15 protein-coding genes are annotated in these 13,099 nt (G+C 73.9%); 5 read left to right on the forward strand and 10 right to left on the reverse strand.

Annotated features, from left to right (window positions below; genetic code table 11):
• Nucleotides 1–9: 9 nt before the first annotated feature.
• From BX266_RS31840 to BX266_RS31850, 3 genes are all read right to left on the reverse strand, one after another.
• Nucleotides 10–477, reverse strand: coding sequence for an ATP-binding protein (locus BX266_RS31840; protein WP_099905538.1), 468 nt, complete (start codon nt 475–477; stop codon nt 10–12).
• A 122-nt stretch (nt 478–599) separates the two neighbouring features.
• The gene (locus BX266_RS31845; RefSeq protein WP_180290690.1) at nt 600–953 is read right to left on the reverse strand and encodes an STAS domain-containing protein; all 354 of its coding nucleotides are present in this window, start codon (nt 951–953) and stop codon (nt 600–602) included.
• Between the two features lie 144 nt (nt 954–1,097).
• The gene (locus tag BX266_RS31850) at nt 1,098–2,036 is read right to left on the reverse strand and encodes an RNA polymerase sigma factor SigF (RefSeq protein ID WP_259464953.1); all 939 of its coding nucleotides are present in this window, start codon (nt 2,034–2,036) and stop codon (nt 1,098–1,100) included.
• A gap of 205 nt (nt 2,037–2,241) precedes the next feature.
• Here BX266_RS31850 and BX266_RS31855 point away from each other — a divergent pair, with 205 nt between their 5' ends.
• Complete coding sequence (locus BX266_RS31855; RefSeq protein ID WP_099905541.1) at nt 2,242–2,613, forward strand: cyclase; 372 nt, start codon at nt 2,242–2,244, stop codon at nt 2,611–2,613.
• A 53-nt stretch (nt 2,614–2,666) separates the two neighbouring features.
• On the forward strand, nt 2,667–3,062 hold the full coding sequence (locus BX266_RS31860) for an SsgA family sporulation/cell division regulator (protein WP_099905543.1): 396 nt from the start codon (nt 2,667–2,669) through the stop codon (nt 3,060–3,062).
• 30 nt (nt 3,063–3,092) lie between these two features.
• Here BX266_RS31860 and BX266_RS31865 read toward each other — a convergent pair whose 3' ends face one another.
• Together BX266_RS31865 and BX266_RS40990 are read right to left on the reverse strand one after the other, a co-directional pair.
• Nucleotides 3,093–3,449, reverse strand: a complete 357-nt coding sequence (locus tag BX266_RS31865; protein ID WP_099905545.1) for a PRC-barrel domain-containing protein — start codon at nt 3,447–3,449, stop codon at nt 3,093–3,095.
• A gap of 151 nt (nt 3,450–3,600) precedes the next feature.
• Nucleotides 3,601–4,086 carry a MarR family winged helix-turn-helix transcriptional regulator gene (locus BX266_RS40990; RefSeq protein WP_099905547.1) on the reverse strand — a complete coding sequence of 162 codons (486 nt, stop codon included), beginning with the start codon at nt 4,084–4,086 and terminating at the stop codon, nt 3,601–3,603.
• A gap of 53 nt (nt 4,087–4,139) precedes the next feature.
• Here BX266_RS40990 and BX266_RS31875 point away from each other — a divergent pair, with 53 nt between their 5' ends.
• Complete coding sequence (locus tag BX266_RS31875; protein WP_099905549.1) at nt 4,140–4,988, forward strand: SAM-dependent methyltransferase; 849 nt, start codon at nt 4,140–4,142, stop codon at nt 4,986–4,988.
• A 134-nt stretch (nt 4,989–5,122) separates the two neighbouring features.
• Here BX266_RS31875 and BX266_RS31880 read toward each other — a convergent pair whose 3' ends face one another.
• The 3 genes from BX266_RS31880 to BX266_RS31890 form a co-directional block, all read right to left on the reverse strand.
• Nucleotides 5,123–6,973: a cellulase family glycosylhydrolase gene (locus tag BX266_RS31880; protein WP_099905551.1), complete on the reverse strand. Its 1,851-nt coding sequence runs from the start codon at nt 6,971–6,973 to the stop codon at nt 5,123–5,125.
• Nucleotides 6,974–7,277: 304 nt separating this feature from the next.
• Nucleotides 7,278–8,645, reverse strand: coding sequence for a glycosyl hydrolase family 28-related protein (locus BX266_RS39405; protein WP_218969289.1), 1,368 nt, complete (start codon nt 8,643–8,645; stop codon nt 7,278–7,280).
• A 96-nt stretch (nt 8,646–8,741) separates the two neighbouring features.
• Entirely contained in the window at nt 8,742–9,932 is a 1,191-nt protein-coding gene (locus BX266_RS31890; RefSeq protein WP_099905553.1) for an FAD-dependent monooxygenase, read from the reverse strand.
• Between the two features lie 133 nt (nt 9,933–10,065).
• Between BX266_RS31890 and BX266_RS31895 the strand changes: the two genes are divergently transcribed.
• Nucleotides 10,066–10,671 (forward strand): TetR/AcrR family transcriptional regulator, encoded by a 606-nt coding sequence (locus BX266_RS31895; RefSeq protein ID WP_099905555.1) that lies wholly within the window; start codon nt 10,066–10,068, stop codon nt 10,669–10,671.
• 320 nt (nt 10,672–10,991) lie between these two features.
• On the opposite strand, the gene BX266_RS38170 is transcribed toward BX266_RS31895, so the two are convergent.
• Nucleotides 10,992–11,267, reverse strand: a complete 276-nt coding sequence (locus BX266_RS38170) for a hypothetical protein (protein ID WP_143687044.1) — start codon at nt 11,265–11,267, stop codon at nt 10,992–10,994.
• 102 nt (nt 11,268–11,369) lie between these two features.
• Between BX266_RS38170 and BX266_RS31905 the strand changes: the two genes are divergently transcribed.
• Nucleotides 11,370–12,323: a TIGR01777 family oxidoreductase gene (locus BX266_RS31905; RefSeq protein WP_099905561.1), complete on the forward strand. Its 954-nt coding sequence runs from the start codon at nt 11,370–11,372 to the stop codon at nt 12,321–12,323.
• Nucleotides 12,324–12,474: 151 nt separating this feature from the next.
• Here the strand turns inward: BX266_RS31905 and BX266_RS31910 are convergent, their stop codons facing one another.
• Nucleotides 12,475–13,083 (reverse strand): TetR/AcrR family transcriptional regulator, encoded by a 609-nt coding sequence (locus BX266_RS31910; protein ID WP_259464954.1) that lies wholly within the window; start codon nt 13,081–13,083, stop codon nt 12,475–12,477.
• Nucleotides 13,084–13,099 lie beyond the last annotated feature (16 nt).

Consider the following 13,099-nt stretch of genomic DNA (forward strand, 5'->3'; position numbering starts at 1 on the left):
GGCCGCCGCTTACGCGAGCAGGCGCGTGGCGTCGATCTCGGCCCAGATGGACTTGCCCTGCTCGTGCAGGTCGGAGCCCCAGCGGTCGGCGGTGCGCTGCACGATGTAGAGGCCGTGGCCGCCGGGGAGGCCGGGATGGTGCGGGGTGCGCAGGGTGGGGAGGGTGGACGAGGGGTCGCTGACCTCGATGCGCAGGCGGGCCGGGGTGGCGTCCAGGACGAGTTCGAGCGGGCCGCCGGCGTGCAGCATCGCGTTGCCGACGAGTTCGGCGACCAGCAGGACGACGTCCTCCGCGAGGTCGGGGTCGGGCGGCGTGGACCAGGACCAGTCGGCCAGGGCCTCGGCGGTGAAGGCCCGGGCGCGTGCCACCGGGCGGGGGACTCCGGCCAGTCGCAGCCGACGGCGCTGACCGCCGGGCGGCAGCGAGGGCCCGGGGTTCGGGCGGTCGCCGTCGAGGGTTCCCCGGCTGGGTGTCACGTACGGGTTCCCTTCGGTGTCGACGGCGGGCTCACGGGTCGGTTTCCCGTCCCGGCCCGGATTATGCCCGCTGTGCCCTACGGTACGGGCGGGACTGCGGAAGACTCCGGGCGGAGTGGGGGTCAGGAGTCTGCGGCGAGGGCTTCGTCCACCGTGTCGTAGATGGTGAACACCGCCTTCGCCCCGGTCAGCTCGAGCAGGTGGCGGACCGGTCCGGAGAGCGCGGCCAGGTGGAACGCGAGGTCGACGTCGGCGGCGGCCATCCGGGTCTGCAGCAGCAGGTTCAGTCCGGAGGAGTCGCAGAAGTCGACCTGTCCCAGGTCGACCACCAGGGCCGGGGGGCGCTCGGCGACCAGTCGGTCGAGCGCCTCCCGGGCGGGCCCGAGGCTCTCGATGTCCAGATCGCCGACCAGCGCGCACACCGCCGCGCGGGACGGCGTGTGCCGGACCTCGACCCCCAGGGGGGCCACGGGCATGTTCTCGGCTGGCATCCTCGTCCTGTTCCCTCGACCTGTCTGCCTCGACCTTACGCACTGGCGGGCGCAGCGGTCGAGACGGGGGCCCGGTGCGGTGGGAGGGCCGGGCGGCCGGCCCTCCCGTGGAGACGACCTGGCGGTGCGTCAGTCCGTCGCGGCGAGGCCGGTGCGCAGCCGGGCCAGGGTGCGCGAGAGCAACCGGGACACGTGCATCTGGGACAGGCCCAGACGCTCGCCGATCTGCGACTGCGTGAGGTCCTCGGTGAACCGCATGGACAGGATCAGCCGCTCCCGCTCCGGGAGGGCGGCGATCAGCGGCTTGAGCGCGACCAGGTTCTCCACCAGCGCGAAGCGGTTGTCGACCCGGCCGAGCCGCTCACCGGGCTGCTGCCCGTCGCCCTCGCCGGGAGAGGTCAGGTCGAGGGACCCGGCGGTGTGCGCGTTCGCGGCGGCCAGGCCCTCGATCACCTCCTCCTCGGTGATCGACAGGTGCTCGGCGAGGTCGGTGACGGTCGGCTCGCGGTCCAGCGTCTGGGCGAGCGCGTCCTGCGCCTTCGCCAGGTCGAGGCGCAGCTCCTGGAGCCGGCGCGGCACGTGCACGGACCAGGTGGTGTCGCGGAAGTGGCGCCGTATCTCGCCCACGATGGTGGGCACCGCGTACGTGGTGAACTCCACGCCCAGCGTCGGGTCGAACCGGTCGATGGCCTTGATCAGGCCGACCGAGCCGACCTGCAGCAGGTCCTCGTACGGCTCCTTGGAGTGGCCGAAGCGGCGGATCGCGAACCGGACCAGGGTCAGGTTCAGCTCGATCAGGGTGGAGCGGACGTACGAGTACTCGCGGGTGCCCTCCTCCAGGCCGGCCAGCCGGCGCAGCAGCACCCGGGTCATCTCGCGGGCGTCGGCGGGCGTGGTGTGCGCGGGGTCGGCGAGTGCGTCCGGGTCGATGCCGAGCTCCTCGCCGAGCCCGAGGTCCGCGGCGCTCCGGGGCGCCGGGACCGCGGTCGCCGGCGAGGGCGCTCCGAACGGGACGGAGCCCGCCTCGGTGGTTGCGGTCAGGAGAAGTTCATCAGTGGGCACAGGCATGCCAGTCCTTTCCTCGTCTCCGGCCGGTCCGTTCCCGGGTACCCGACCTTACGCGGGTCATGCCGACCTCATGCGTGAAGGTTATGTGAAGGGGGGCGGACCGGATCGGACCGGCTCCGGGGTGCATGCGCGGCGGGGGACGGGGCAGGCGGAGCCCGGACGCGGACCGCAGCCGGCGGCCGCACCCGGCGGAGGAGGGAACGCAATGGGCCGGATCGAGGAATCCGTGGAGGTCGACGCGCCGCTCGGCGCGGTCTACCGGGAGTGGACCGGCTACCAGCCGATACCCGCTTGCATGCGGGGCGGCGCCGCGCGCGGCGCCGCCGCCACCGAGGTGATGCCGCCCGACCGGATCGCCTGGAGCGGCGGTCCCGACCTGCCCGGGCACTCCGGGGTGGTCACGTTCCACCGCGTCACCGACAGCACCACCCGGGTGATGCTGCAGCTCGACACCGAACCCCACGGCCTGTGGGACCACCTGGTGGAGGGCCTCGGCTTCACCGACCGCAAGGTCATCGACGAACTCGCGGCCTTCAAGGCGCACGTCGAGGGCCACCGCCCGCACCTGGCCGCCTGACCGTGCGGGCCGGCCGCCGTCCACCCGCGAGACCACGGAAGGGAGCCACCGCCATGGGACCCGTCATCGAGCGGATCACCCTGCACCTGCTCGCCCTCGACGGCACCACCGTCGCCCTCGACACGGACTGGTGCTACCGGCCCGAGGACCCGTACGCGGTCCGGCTCGACTTCGGGCCGGAGACCGACGGCGCGTGCTGGGTGCTCTCCCGCGAACTGCTGATGGCCGCGCCGCACGGCCCGGTCGGCGACGGGGACATCCACCTGGCGCCGCTGGGCGACGGCCGGCTGTGCCTGGTGCTCGGCGCCCGCGCCGGGATGGTGATGCTGAGCGTCGGCACCGCCGAGCTGGAGGCGTTCCTGGCCGCCACCGCGGAGTTGGTGCCCCCCGGCACCGAGTCCGAACGGATCGACTGGGAGGGCGGGCTGGCGTCGCTGCTGTCCGCGTGAGCGACGGGTGGCGGCCGGGCGGGCGCCCGCTCAGCGGCGGGCGAGACGCCGTTCGCCGGTGGCGCCCGGGACGTACTCCAGCTGGTAGTGGGCGAACACCTCGGGCTCCTGCTCGGCCGCCAGCACCCCGTCCGGGTCGATGGACGGCGCGCTCTTGACGTCGTTGCGCCCGAACGGGACACGAAGGTAGCCGGGGCCGGCCACGGCGTCGGTCACCGGTACGAACACCAGGCGGTGCCGTCCGAGCATGCCGACCGTGACGGTGGCGAAGTACGGCTCGTCGGTGGCGGTGTCCACGTAGATGTTCTCCAGGCTGCCGATCTTCTTGCTGTCCTGGTCGACCACGTCGTGGTTGCGCCACTCCCGGATGTCGGCGATCTGGATCATTCACGGCCTCCGTTGGCTGCACTGGGCCCCGACGCCGGGGTCCCGACCCGTCCATGGTCACCGACGGCCGCCCGGCCCGCCCGCCCGCGAGCTGCGGCGTTGGACTGGACGGCGGCGTGCCCCGGCTGACCGGGCGTCAGTCGAGCGCCCGTCAGGGCAGCAGCAGGGCGGCGAGCTCGTCGACCAGTTCGGCCACCCGGTGGGCCTGCGCGGGGTCGCGGACGGCCCCGGCGATGACCGGCTCGGCCGGGCGGGTGGCGCGGGCGCGGATGTAGGCGCGGGCCAGGTCGGACGCGGACAGCAGGGTGCGCCGGCCGTCGGACGGGTCGGGGGCGGCGTCCAGCACACCGCGTTCGCGCAGACGGGCGACCGAGGTGGAGACGTGGCTCTGCGCGAAGCCGGTGCGGGCCCGGATGTCCTGCACCGAGGTGCCGGGGTGCTGGTACACGTCCGAGATGACCGCAATCTCGCCCGGGGTCAGGGTCGCCGAGGCGTGGTCGGTGACCAGCCGGCGGCCGAGCTCGGTGAGCCGCTTGCCCAGCCGCAGCAGCCGCACCCCGTCGACGCCGGGCGCGCCGCCCGCCCCGCTCGCGCCGCCGGTTCCGCTCGCGCCGCCCGTGTCCTTCGCGCTGTCCATGGCGAGAGGATACATCTTCACAGATGCATCTGCAGCGATGTAGTTTTGCCGGCATGACGACCGACAGGACCGACCGGTCCGGCGGCGACGCCGCACGCCCGGACGAGCAGTTGAGCCCCGTGTCCCGCACCGCCCTCGCGGTGGCCGGGGTCCGCGCCTACGAGAGCGCCCAGCCCGCCCCGCTGTTCACCGACCCGTACGCCCTCGCCTTCCTCGCCGCCGCCGGCGGACCCCGACCCACCGGCGCACCGGCCGGCCCCTTCGCGCAGCGGCTGCTGGTGCACGGCATCCTGCGCACCCGCCACTACGACGACCGGCTGCTCGCCGCCGGCACCCGCCAGGTCGTGGTGCTCGCCGCCGGGCTCGACACCCGCGCCCACCGGCTGCCCTGGCCGGACGGCACCCGCCTGTTCGAGCTCGACCTCCCGCCCGTGCTCGCCTTCAAGGAACGGGTCCTCGCCGAACAGGGCGCCCGCCCCCGCTGCGCCCGCACCGCCGTGCCCGCCGACCTCACCGACCCGCGCTGGCCCGAGCTGCTCCGCGCGGCCGGCTTCGACCCGGGGCAGCCCACCGCCTGGCTCGCCGAGGGCCTGCTGGTCTACCTCGACGCCGAGCAGGCCGCCCGACTGCTCACCACCGTGGGCGAGTTGTCCGCCCCGGCCAGCCGGCTGCTGCTGGAGCAGGGCCGCGACGTCACCGGCACGCCCACCGAGGAGGGCCTCACCGAGATGACCGCGCTCTGGCGCGGCGGCCTCGGACCCGGCACCGGCGCCTGGCTGGACGCGCACGGCTGGACCACCGGGTTCACCGCCCTCACCGACCTCGCCGCGACCCTCGGTCGCCCCCTTCCACCGGCCGGCGGGCCCGCCGGCACCGGCTTCCTGGAGGCCCGCCGCGGCTGAGGGACCGGCGGGCGGGCGCCCCTCCGCCCGGCCGGAAACGCGCGTTCGCCGCCGGTCGGGGGAACCGACCGACGGCGAACGGGCAGTGCGGGAACTACGGGCAGTGCGGACCTACGGGCGGTGCGGCCGCCGGATCAGGAGGTGGCGGTGCAGACCGCGGTGGCCGTCGCCGCCGCGGAGGCGTCCGTCCGGGTCGCCTGGACACCGAAGCTGGTCGACGCGTTCGCCGCCAGCGCCCCGTTGTAGCTGAGGTTGGTGGCCGTGATCGTCTGCCCGCTGCGGGTCACGTTCGCACTCCAACTCCCGCTGAGCTGGATGCTGGTGGGCCACGCCCAGACCACCTGCCAGCTCTTCGTGGGCGCGGTGCCGGTGTTGGTGACGGTCACCGTCGCGGTCAGGCCGCTGCCCCAGTCGTTCAGGCTGATCGCCGCGGAACACCCGGCGCTGGTGCCGCTGCCCGCCGAAGTGGTCGCCGAGACGGCAGCCGAGGCCGCCGACACGTTGCCCGCCGCGTCCTTCGCCCGCACCGAGTAGCTGTACGTGGTCGCCGCGGTCAACCCGCTGTCGCTGAACGAGGTTCCGGTGACGGAAGCCACCTTCGTCCCGCCCCGGTAGACGTCGTAGCCGGTCACCGCGGTGTCGTCGGTGGACGCCGTCCAGGACAGCGACACGCTGCTCGCCGTGGTGCCCGTGACGGTCAACCCGCCCGGCACGGACGGGGCCTGGACGTCACCGCTGCCGCCCGGGGTGCCGGAGCCGAACCCGGGCGCCTTGACCGACGCCAGGTAGCCGTCCTTGACGGAGTTCACCGTCGTCCAGTCGTCGTTCAGAATGCCGCCGGTGTCACCGGAGTTGGGGTTCCACGACCAGAACGTCCACTGGAAGGAGTCCGCGCCGGCCGTCGCCGTCGGGCGCAGGTACTGCACCAGCGCCTTCAACCAGGCCTGGTCGACCGTCGACTGCAGCGTGGTGCCGAACTCGCCGACCCAGACCGGCGCGATGTTCTGGTTGAACAGGTAGCCCCAGTTCTTGTCCCAGACGCCCGGCATGTTCGACGGGAAGCTCGGGTCGGAGAACCAGGTCTGCTGGGCGACGCTGGTCGCGTAGTCGTGCGCCGAGTACACCACCCGGTTGGCGACGCTCAGTTGGACCGGGTACTGCCCGGCTCCCTGCAGGTTGCCGCCCCACCAGTAGGAGCTGCCGTTGAAGCTCTGCACGCCCTCGACGAAGATCAGCAGCTTCGAGTTGGCGGACAGCACCGCCTCGCCGCCGCGCTGCGCCGCCAGGCGCCAGTCGGTGGCGGTGTCGCCGCAGCCCCAGCACGCCGGGTCGTGGGGCTCGTTGTGCAGGTCGATGCCGACCACCGCGGAGTTGCCGGCGTACCGGGCGGCGATCGACTTGAGGTTCGCCAGCCAGGTCGACTCGGGCACCGCCGAGGTGTACCAGAGCGCGGACTGCCCGCCGGAGTCCGGGCGGTGGCGGTCCAGGATGACCTTCATGCCGATGCTGCCGGCGTAGTTGACGAGTTTGTCCATCACGCCGAGCGAGTTGAGGCCGACCAGGTCGGCGTTCATCCCGCCCGAGGTGTTGATGCTGGCCGGGGCGGTGCCCTTGAAGATGTCGTCGCTGTACGGCAACCGGATGGTGTTGTAGCCCAGCGACTTCATCTGGTCGATCATCGACTTGTAGTCGCGGCTCCACAGGCCGTGGGCCACGTAGTTGGAGGTCTCGAAGCCGAACCAGTTGATGCCGGCGATCCGCACCGGGGTCCCGGCCTCGTCGAGGATCTGGCGGCCGCTGGTGTGCCAGTAACCGGCACCCGCGGTGGTCGCGGCGGAAGCCGTCGCCGTGGTGCCGGCGGCGGAGGCGGCGGCGTGGGCCGCCGGGACCGCCGGGGCGGTCAGGGTGGCGGCGAGTGCGGCGGCCAGCGCGGCCGCGCAGCCCGCCAGCCGGCGCGACAGGCGCCGGCGCAGGAGGAGGCGCATGGGTCTCGTTCCTCTCTGGACGCGGGTGGGGGCGTCCGGTGGGGGTGGGGTGGTCCGAGACGTGCCATTCATCGAGGTGCTGTGCGTTGGGTCCGTGCGTTGACGTGCTGTGCGGCTCTTTCGGGAGCGACCAGGCGGGGGACCTGATCGGGAGCGCTCCCACAACTGCCCCTCAGGGCATGCCATATGAAGCCAGACCGGCATGGGTGGCGTCAAGAACCTTGGGAGCGCTCCCATTCGGCCGGGCCGGGCCGCTCGCCGCGCGCTGAAAGGTACATGGGCGCGGCGAACGGCCGGGGTGAGGTCAGGAGTTGAGGGCGGACCACTTCCACGCGCCGCCCACGCGGACGTAGAGCCGCTGGTTGGCGGTGTCGACGGCGAGGGTGCCGTTCGCGGGCGGGTGGGTGAAGGAGGCGTCCGTGACGGGGCCGTTGACCAGGCGCAGCGGCGGGTTGGGGGCGTTGCCGGCGGGTACCGTGTTGCCGCCCTGGCTGCCGGTGTTGGCGTAGGTGTTCTCCAACCGGAAGTCGCCGGTGCTGCTGGTCTCGTAGTAGACGTGGTGACCGGTGGGCGCGGTGCCGTAGAGGCCGACCACATCGCGCAGCACGGCCGTGGTGCCCGGCCCCGCGTACAGGTCGATGCCCGAATTGACGGTGGCGACGCCCCCGTTGGCGATCAGCACGTTCTCCAGGCTGGAGGCGACGCCCGCCCAGGCGATGATGTTCTGCGGGGTCGCGGTGGTCCCGGCGGCGAAGTTGCCCGCGTAGCAGTAGATGTTGCGGGCGTGCACGTGCTTGCTGGAGGCGTCGACCTTCAGGTGCGGGCCGCCCTGCATCTGCGAGGTCTCGAACTTGCAGTCGGTGAGGTGGATGCCGTTCGGGTTGTTGGAGTTGCCCGCGGTGATCCAGAGCGCGCCGGTGCCGAAGGCCTCGAACCGGCAGCCGACCAGGTGCACCTGGTTGGTGTTGTCGACGCTGGACCCCCAGCCGGAGGCCGCGGAGGCGTTGCGCAGCCACATGTTGGGCTTGGCGGTGAACGGCGCGCCGGTGCTGGACTCCACCACCAGGTTGGTGAAGCGCGAGTCCCAGAGTTCCACGCCGTCGATGCAGATGTCCGGGTTGCTGGTGATGTAGACGTCCCGGACCACGGTGTTGTCGTTGTAGTACAGCTCCAGCACCAGGCCGGGCTTGCCGTTGCCGTTGCAGCCGAGGTCCTCCACCGCGCAGTAGCGACGGTGGGTGGCACCGGAGTTGTCCGGGCCGGCGCCGGAGATCCGGAGCAGGATGCCGTCCGCGCCCTTCACCAGCACGGACGCCTTGCTGCCCGCGCCGACCAGCCGGATGCAGTTGCCGCCGACGGTGAGTGCGGGGGTGCTGCCGTTCGGCTTCACCAGGTACTTGCCGGCCGGGAAGTACACCGTGCCGCCGCCGGCCGTGGCAGCCGCGTCCAGGGCGCCCTGGACGGCGGCGGTGTCGTCGGCGCCGCCGTTGCCGAGCGCGCCGTAGTCCTTGACGTTGAACCAGTCGCTCGCCCCGCCCGCGGTGCCGACCGCGGCCGCCGGGCCGCTGGTCGCGGCCACGGTCGCCCCCGCGACGCCCGCCACCGCGCCGGTCAGCAGCGCCCGGCGGCGGAGCCGGTCCGTGCCGGTGCGGCCGCTCTCGTCCTTGGTCATTCGATTCCCCCTCGGCGATCACCCCGGGGTGGTTCCCCGGGCGGAGGGCAAGATCGCACGCGTGCGGAGCGTGCGTCAAACGATGACTGCCCGTCATCAGAGTTGTGGAGGAGTCCAGTTGTAGGTCTCGGCGGAGCGGCTCAGCAGGGCGCGGGGCGGCAGGTGTCCGGCCAGCGCGAGCAGTCCGTCGCGGAGCGCCGTGCCCGGACCGGAGCGGACGGCCACCAGGCGGCCCATCGTCCGGGAGCCCGCCACGATCCGTGACGTCCGGGGCAGGCGGGCGGCGGAGTACGCCGCGAGCCCGGTGGGGCGGTCGGCGGCCGCGTCGGCGGGGTGGTTGACGGAGGCCAGCACCAGGGCGTCCTCGATGGCCTGGCAGGCGCCCTGGCCCTGGAACGGGGACATCGCGTGGGCGGCGTCGCCGAGCAGCGCGACCCGGCCGCGGTGGAAGGCGGGCAGCGGGTCGGTGAGTGCCCACACGTCGTGGCGCAGCACCCGCTCCGGTGCGGTGCGGCGCAGAAGTTCGGGAACGGGCGCGCACCAGCCGCCGAACCGGCGCAGCAGCTCGGCGTGCTCGTCACCGTCGGCGGCGCGCCCGCCGGCCGGGGCGAGGGCGGCCGCGTACAGGTAGACCCGTCCGGCGGCGAGCGGCACCACACCGGTGAGGGCCCCGCGTCCCCATACCTCGCCGACGGCGGCCGGGGGCCGCTCGGGCGCGTCGATGACGGTGCGCCAGGTGGTGAACCCCGAGTAGCGGGGCCCGGGGTGGTGCGGGAAGAGTGCGGCCCGGGTCGCGGACCGGAGGCCGTCGGCGGCGACTACCAGGGCGGCCCGTTGCTCGCCGTCGGGCGTGGTGACGGTGGCGGGTCGCTGTGCGGTGCCGTGGTCGGCGAGGACCGCGGGCGAGGAGGTGCGGACGGTGCCGGGCGGGAGGGCTTCCACCAGCGCGGCGATCAGCTCGGCTCGGGCCACGGCCAGCACCGGGTCGCCGAAGTACGCCTCGACCGCGCCGGTGTCGGTGCGGGCCAGCCAGCGTCCGGACGGCCGGCGGAGGCCGACCGCGGGGTGCGTGACGGCGAGTGCGCGCAGACGTGCCCCGACGCCGAGCGCGTCCAGGGCGCGCAAGGCGTTCGGGGCGAGGGCGAGGCCCGCGCCGACGGGTTCCAGGCCGGCCGAGCGCTCGTGGACGGTGACGGGGACGCCGCGCCGGTGCAGGGCGAGGGCGGCGGTCAGGCCACCGATGCCGGCGCCGATGACGACCGCGTGCGGGTGGGGAGTTGATGTCATGTCGAGCCCCTTCCAGTCCGACTACAGCCGTAGTATCCGCTGAGCGCGTCGACATTACTACAGTTGTAGTGCGGGGGCGGGTGTCGGCCGGTTTTTTTGGGGTGCGGGGTGCGGGCGGGTGATGATCGGAGGCATGACCCCGTCGCGACCGACCACGCCGCGCCCGCCTGTGCGGCGGCCCGTGCTGATTGCCGATGCCGCCATTGCGGTGATCGCCGAGCGTGGGTTGCGGGGACTGACCCATCGGGCGGTCGACGAGGCGGCGGGCCTTCCGGCCGGGTCCACCTCGAACCTGGCGCGGACCCGGTCGGCGCTGCTCGAGTCGGCGTTGGTGCGGATCGCCGAACTGGAGACGGCCGGGCTCGCCGTCGGGGAGGCGCCGCCGGGTGGGTCGGCCCGGGAGGCCCTGGTCGGGGTGGTGGCGGACGGCTTGCACCAGGCGCTCACCGCCGGGCGGAGCTTGACGGTCGCGCGGATCGAACTCGCCCTGGAGGCGGCTCGGCGGCCCGAACTGCGAGCCGTGTACGACCGGTTGGGCGCGGGCTTCCTGGAACTGGCCGTCGGACTGCTGGCCCGCGCCGGCTCGACCGAACCGGCCGCGGACGCCCGGCGGCTGGTGCGCTGGTGCGAGGGCGTGCTGTTCAACGGGACGGCGGGCAGCGGCCATGCGCACCCGCCGACGCGGGCCGAGCTGGCGGTCGACGCGGAGCGGTACCTCGGCGCGCTGCTGGGCGGGTGAGGGCGATGCTGACCCTGCCCGAAGGTTCGTGGTGGGACTGGGACGTGGTGTCCTGGACCCCGGGGAACCGGTGCTGGGCGCGGACCACGACCTGACCTACCATCACGCGCTCGAACTGCGATTCACCGCCCCGGAGTTCGTCGCCTGCCCGACATCGTTCCAGGACCCGGTCTTCCGCACCCCGACCCCGGACGAAGAGCGGCGCATCACCCGTCGCCTCGACGGGCCGCCGCCCGTCCTGCTCGGCTTCGAGGCCGACGCGGGAGGGGTGGAGCCGGCCGCCGGCCTGATCACCGCCGGGGGAGTGAGACGGCCGGCGGCTACCTCTTCGAGCGGGGTGTCCTCGTCGTCTCCCGGAGCCGGGCGGCGGTGAGCGGGAACGGGCGGGCGAGTTCGCGCTCGGGACGGCCGGCGCTCCGGTCGGAGGGGAGTTCGGCGAGGCGGACCGGGCGTAGTGCGGCGGGCCTTGGGCGGGAGCCGTGGGCGATCGCCGCGATGAAGGTGCGGTGGGGCTCGGGGAGGACGATGCCATGCGCGGTCTCGAAGGTGGCGCGGAGCGCGGCGAGTTCGGGCGGGTCCGGGTGTTCGGGGTTCACGAGCCAGGGATGCCGGGCGGGTCGGGCGAGGTGGGCGAGCGCACAGGACGGGAGCCCGGCAGGGAATTGAACGCGTTCAGTACACCGGTATACGGTCGATCCGTGAAGTTCGTGATTCCCGGTGGCACCGGGCAGGTCGGAACCATGCTGGAGCGCGCGCTGCGCGTCGACGGGCACCAGGTGATGATCCTCACCCGGACGCCGACCGCCCCGCACCACCTGGCCTGGGACGGCCGCACCCTCGGGCCCTGGGCCGAGGAGCTGGACGGCGCCGACGTCGTGGTCAACCTGGCTGGACGGACCGTGAGTTGCCGGTACACGCCGGAGAACCTGCGACAGATGATGGACTCCCGGGTGGACTCCGCCCGGGTGGTCGGCGAGGCGATCGCGGCCGCCGAGCGGCCGCCCCGGGTCTGGTTGCAGATGAGCACCGCGACCGTCTACGCCCACCGCCACGACGCGCCGAACGACGAGGCGAGCGGCGTCATCGGCGGCAGCGAGCCGGGCGTTCCGGACTACTGGGGGTACAGCGTCCGGGTCGCCCGGAACTGGGAGGCGGCCCAGGACGAGGCGGACACCCCGGACACGCGGAAGGTCGCGCTGCGGGCCGCGATGGTGCTGAGCCCCGACCGGGGTGGCGTGTTCGACGTGCTGTCCCGGATGACCAGGCTGGGTCTGGGCGGCCCGGTGGCCGGCGGCCGGCAGTACGTGTCATGGATCCACGAGCGGGACTTCGTCCGCGCCGTGACCTTCCTGGTCGAGCACGAGGAGCTGACCGGTCCGGTCAACCTGGCCGCGCCGAACCCGCTGCCGCACCGGGAGCTGATGCGGGCGCTGCGCCGGGCGAACGGGGTGCCGGTCGGCCTGCCCGCGAGCCGGTGGATGGCCGAGGTCGGCGCGTTCGCGCTGCGCACGGACACCGAACTGCTGCTGAAGAGCCGCCGGGTGGTACCGGGTCGGCTGCTGGGCGCCGGGTTCGCGTTCGACTTCCCGGAGTGCGAGGGCGCGGCGCGCGAGCTGGTCGGACGCAGGCGCGCGGGAACCGTCGTCGACTGAGCGGCGGGCTGGATCCGGCCGGCGGGGCGGCTGGCGTTCTGCTCCCGTGGTGCCGGGCCGGCGGGCGGAGGCCGGGGTTCGAGGTCGGGTCCCTGCGGTGGACGGCGATGCTGCGCGAGCTGACCGGTTGCCGATGTCAACCGGTCGGCTGTCAACCGGTCGGCGGGGCCGGCGGATCGGGTCGGTGGTGGCGGATGCCGTCGAGGGCCAGGTCGATCAGGGTCCCGGTCTCGGCGGGGCCGTTCGGCTCGCCCTCCGCGGCGCGGGCGAGGGCGGTGACCAGACGGAGGAGCTGGGTGGTCGTCACCTCCGGGCGGACGGCGCGGGCTGCTCGGGCGCGGTCGAGCAGCCGGTCGCCCGCGGCGAGGATCATCGTGTGGCAGCCGAGGCCGAAAGCGGGGTCCTCGGTGGTGTGCATCAGGGCCGTTCCCAGCCCGCGGTTGGCCACGGCGTGGGCGCCGACCGCGTGCAGCCATCCGGCCAGCGCGGCACCCGGGTCGCCGGTGGCCGTCAGGGTGTCGGCCGTCGCGCAGAGGGCCGACACGCGTTCCTTGAACACCGCCTCCAACAGCGCCTGCCGGGACGGGAAATGGCGGTGCAGCGTCGCCGATCCGACCCCCGCCGCACGGGCCACCTCCTCCAGGGAGACCTCCGCGCCCTGTTCGCCGACCAGTCGCTCGGCGGCCGCGACGAGGCGCTCGTAGTTGCGCCGGGCGTCGGCGCGCATCGGCCGGGGCGGCTGTGCGGGGCTCGCGGGCACCGGTCCTCCTGAGGGG

This window comes from Streptomyces sp. TLI_171, from assembly GCF_003610255.1.
Classification (GTDB): domain Bacteria; phylum Actinomycetota; class Actinomycetes; order Streptomycetales; family Streptomycetaceae; genus Kitasatospora.

What these genes read in the sequence shown, in the direction of transcription:
- BX266_RS31845 (WP_180290690.1), bottom strand. Translation starts at nt 953, where the DNA reads ATGCCCGTGGCCCCCCTGGGGGTCGAGGTCCGGCACACGCCGTCCCGC.
- BX266_RS31850 (WP_259464953.1), bottom strand. Translation starts at nt 2,036, where the DNA reads ATGCCTGTGCCCACTGATGAACTTCTCCTGACCGCAACCACCGAGGCG.
- BX266_RS31855 (WP_099905541.1), top strand. Translation starts at nt 2,242, where the DNA reads ATGGGCCGGATCGAGGAATCCGTGGAGGTCGACGCGCCGCTCGGCGCG.
- BX266_RS31860 (WP_099905543.1), top strand. Translation starts at nt 2,667, where the DNA reads ATGGGACCCGTCATCGAGCGGATCACCCTGCACCTGCTCGCCCTCGAC.
- BX266_RS31865 (WP_099905545.1), bottom strand. Translation starts at nt 3,449, where the DNA reads ATGATCCAGATCGCCGACATCCGGGAGTGGCGCAACCACGACGTGGTC.
- BX266_RS40990 (WP_099905547.1), bottom strand. Translation starts at nt 4,086, where the DNA reads ATGGACAGCGCGAAGGACACGGGCGGCGCGAGCGGAACCGGCGGCGCG.
- BX266_RS31875 (WP_099905549.1), top strand. Translation starts at nt 4,140, where the DNA reads ATGACGACCGACAGGACCGACCGGTCCGGCGGCGACGCCGCACGCCCG.
- BX266_RS31880 (WP_099905551.1), bottom strand. Translation starts at nt 6,973, where the DNA reads ATGCGCCTCCTCCTGCGCCGGCGCCTGTCGCGCCGGCTGGCGGGCTGC.
- BX266_RS39405 (WP_218969289.1), bottom strand. Translation starts at nt 8,645, where the DNA reads ATGACCAAGGACGAGAGCGGCCGCACCGGCACGGACCGGCTCCGCCGC.
- BX266_RS31890 (WP_099905553.1), bottom strand. Translation starts at nt 9,932, where the DNA reads ATGACATCAACTCCCCACCCGCACGCGGTCGTCATCGGCGCCGGCATC.
- BX266_RS31895 (WP_099905555.1), top strand. Translation starts at nt 10,066, where the DNA reads ATGACCCCGTCGCGACCGACCACGCCGCGCCCGCCTGTGCGGCGGCCC.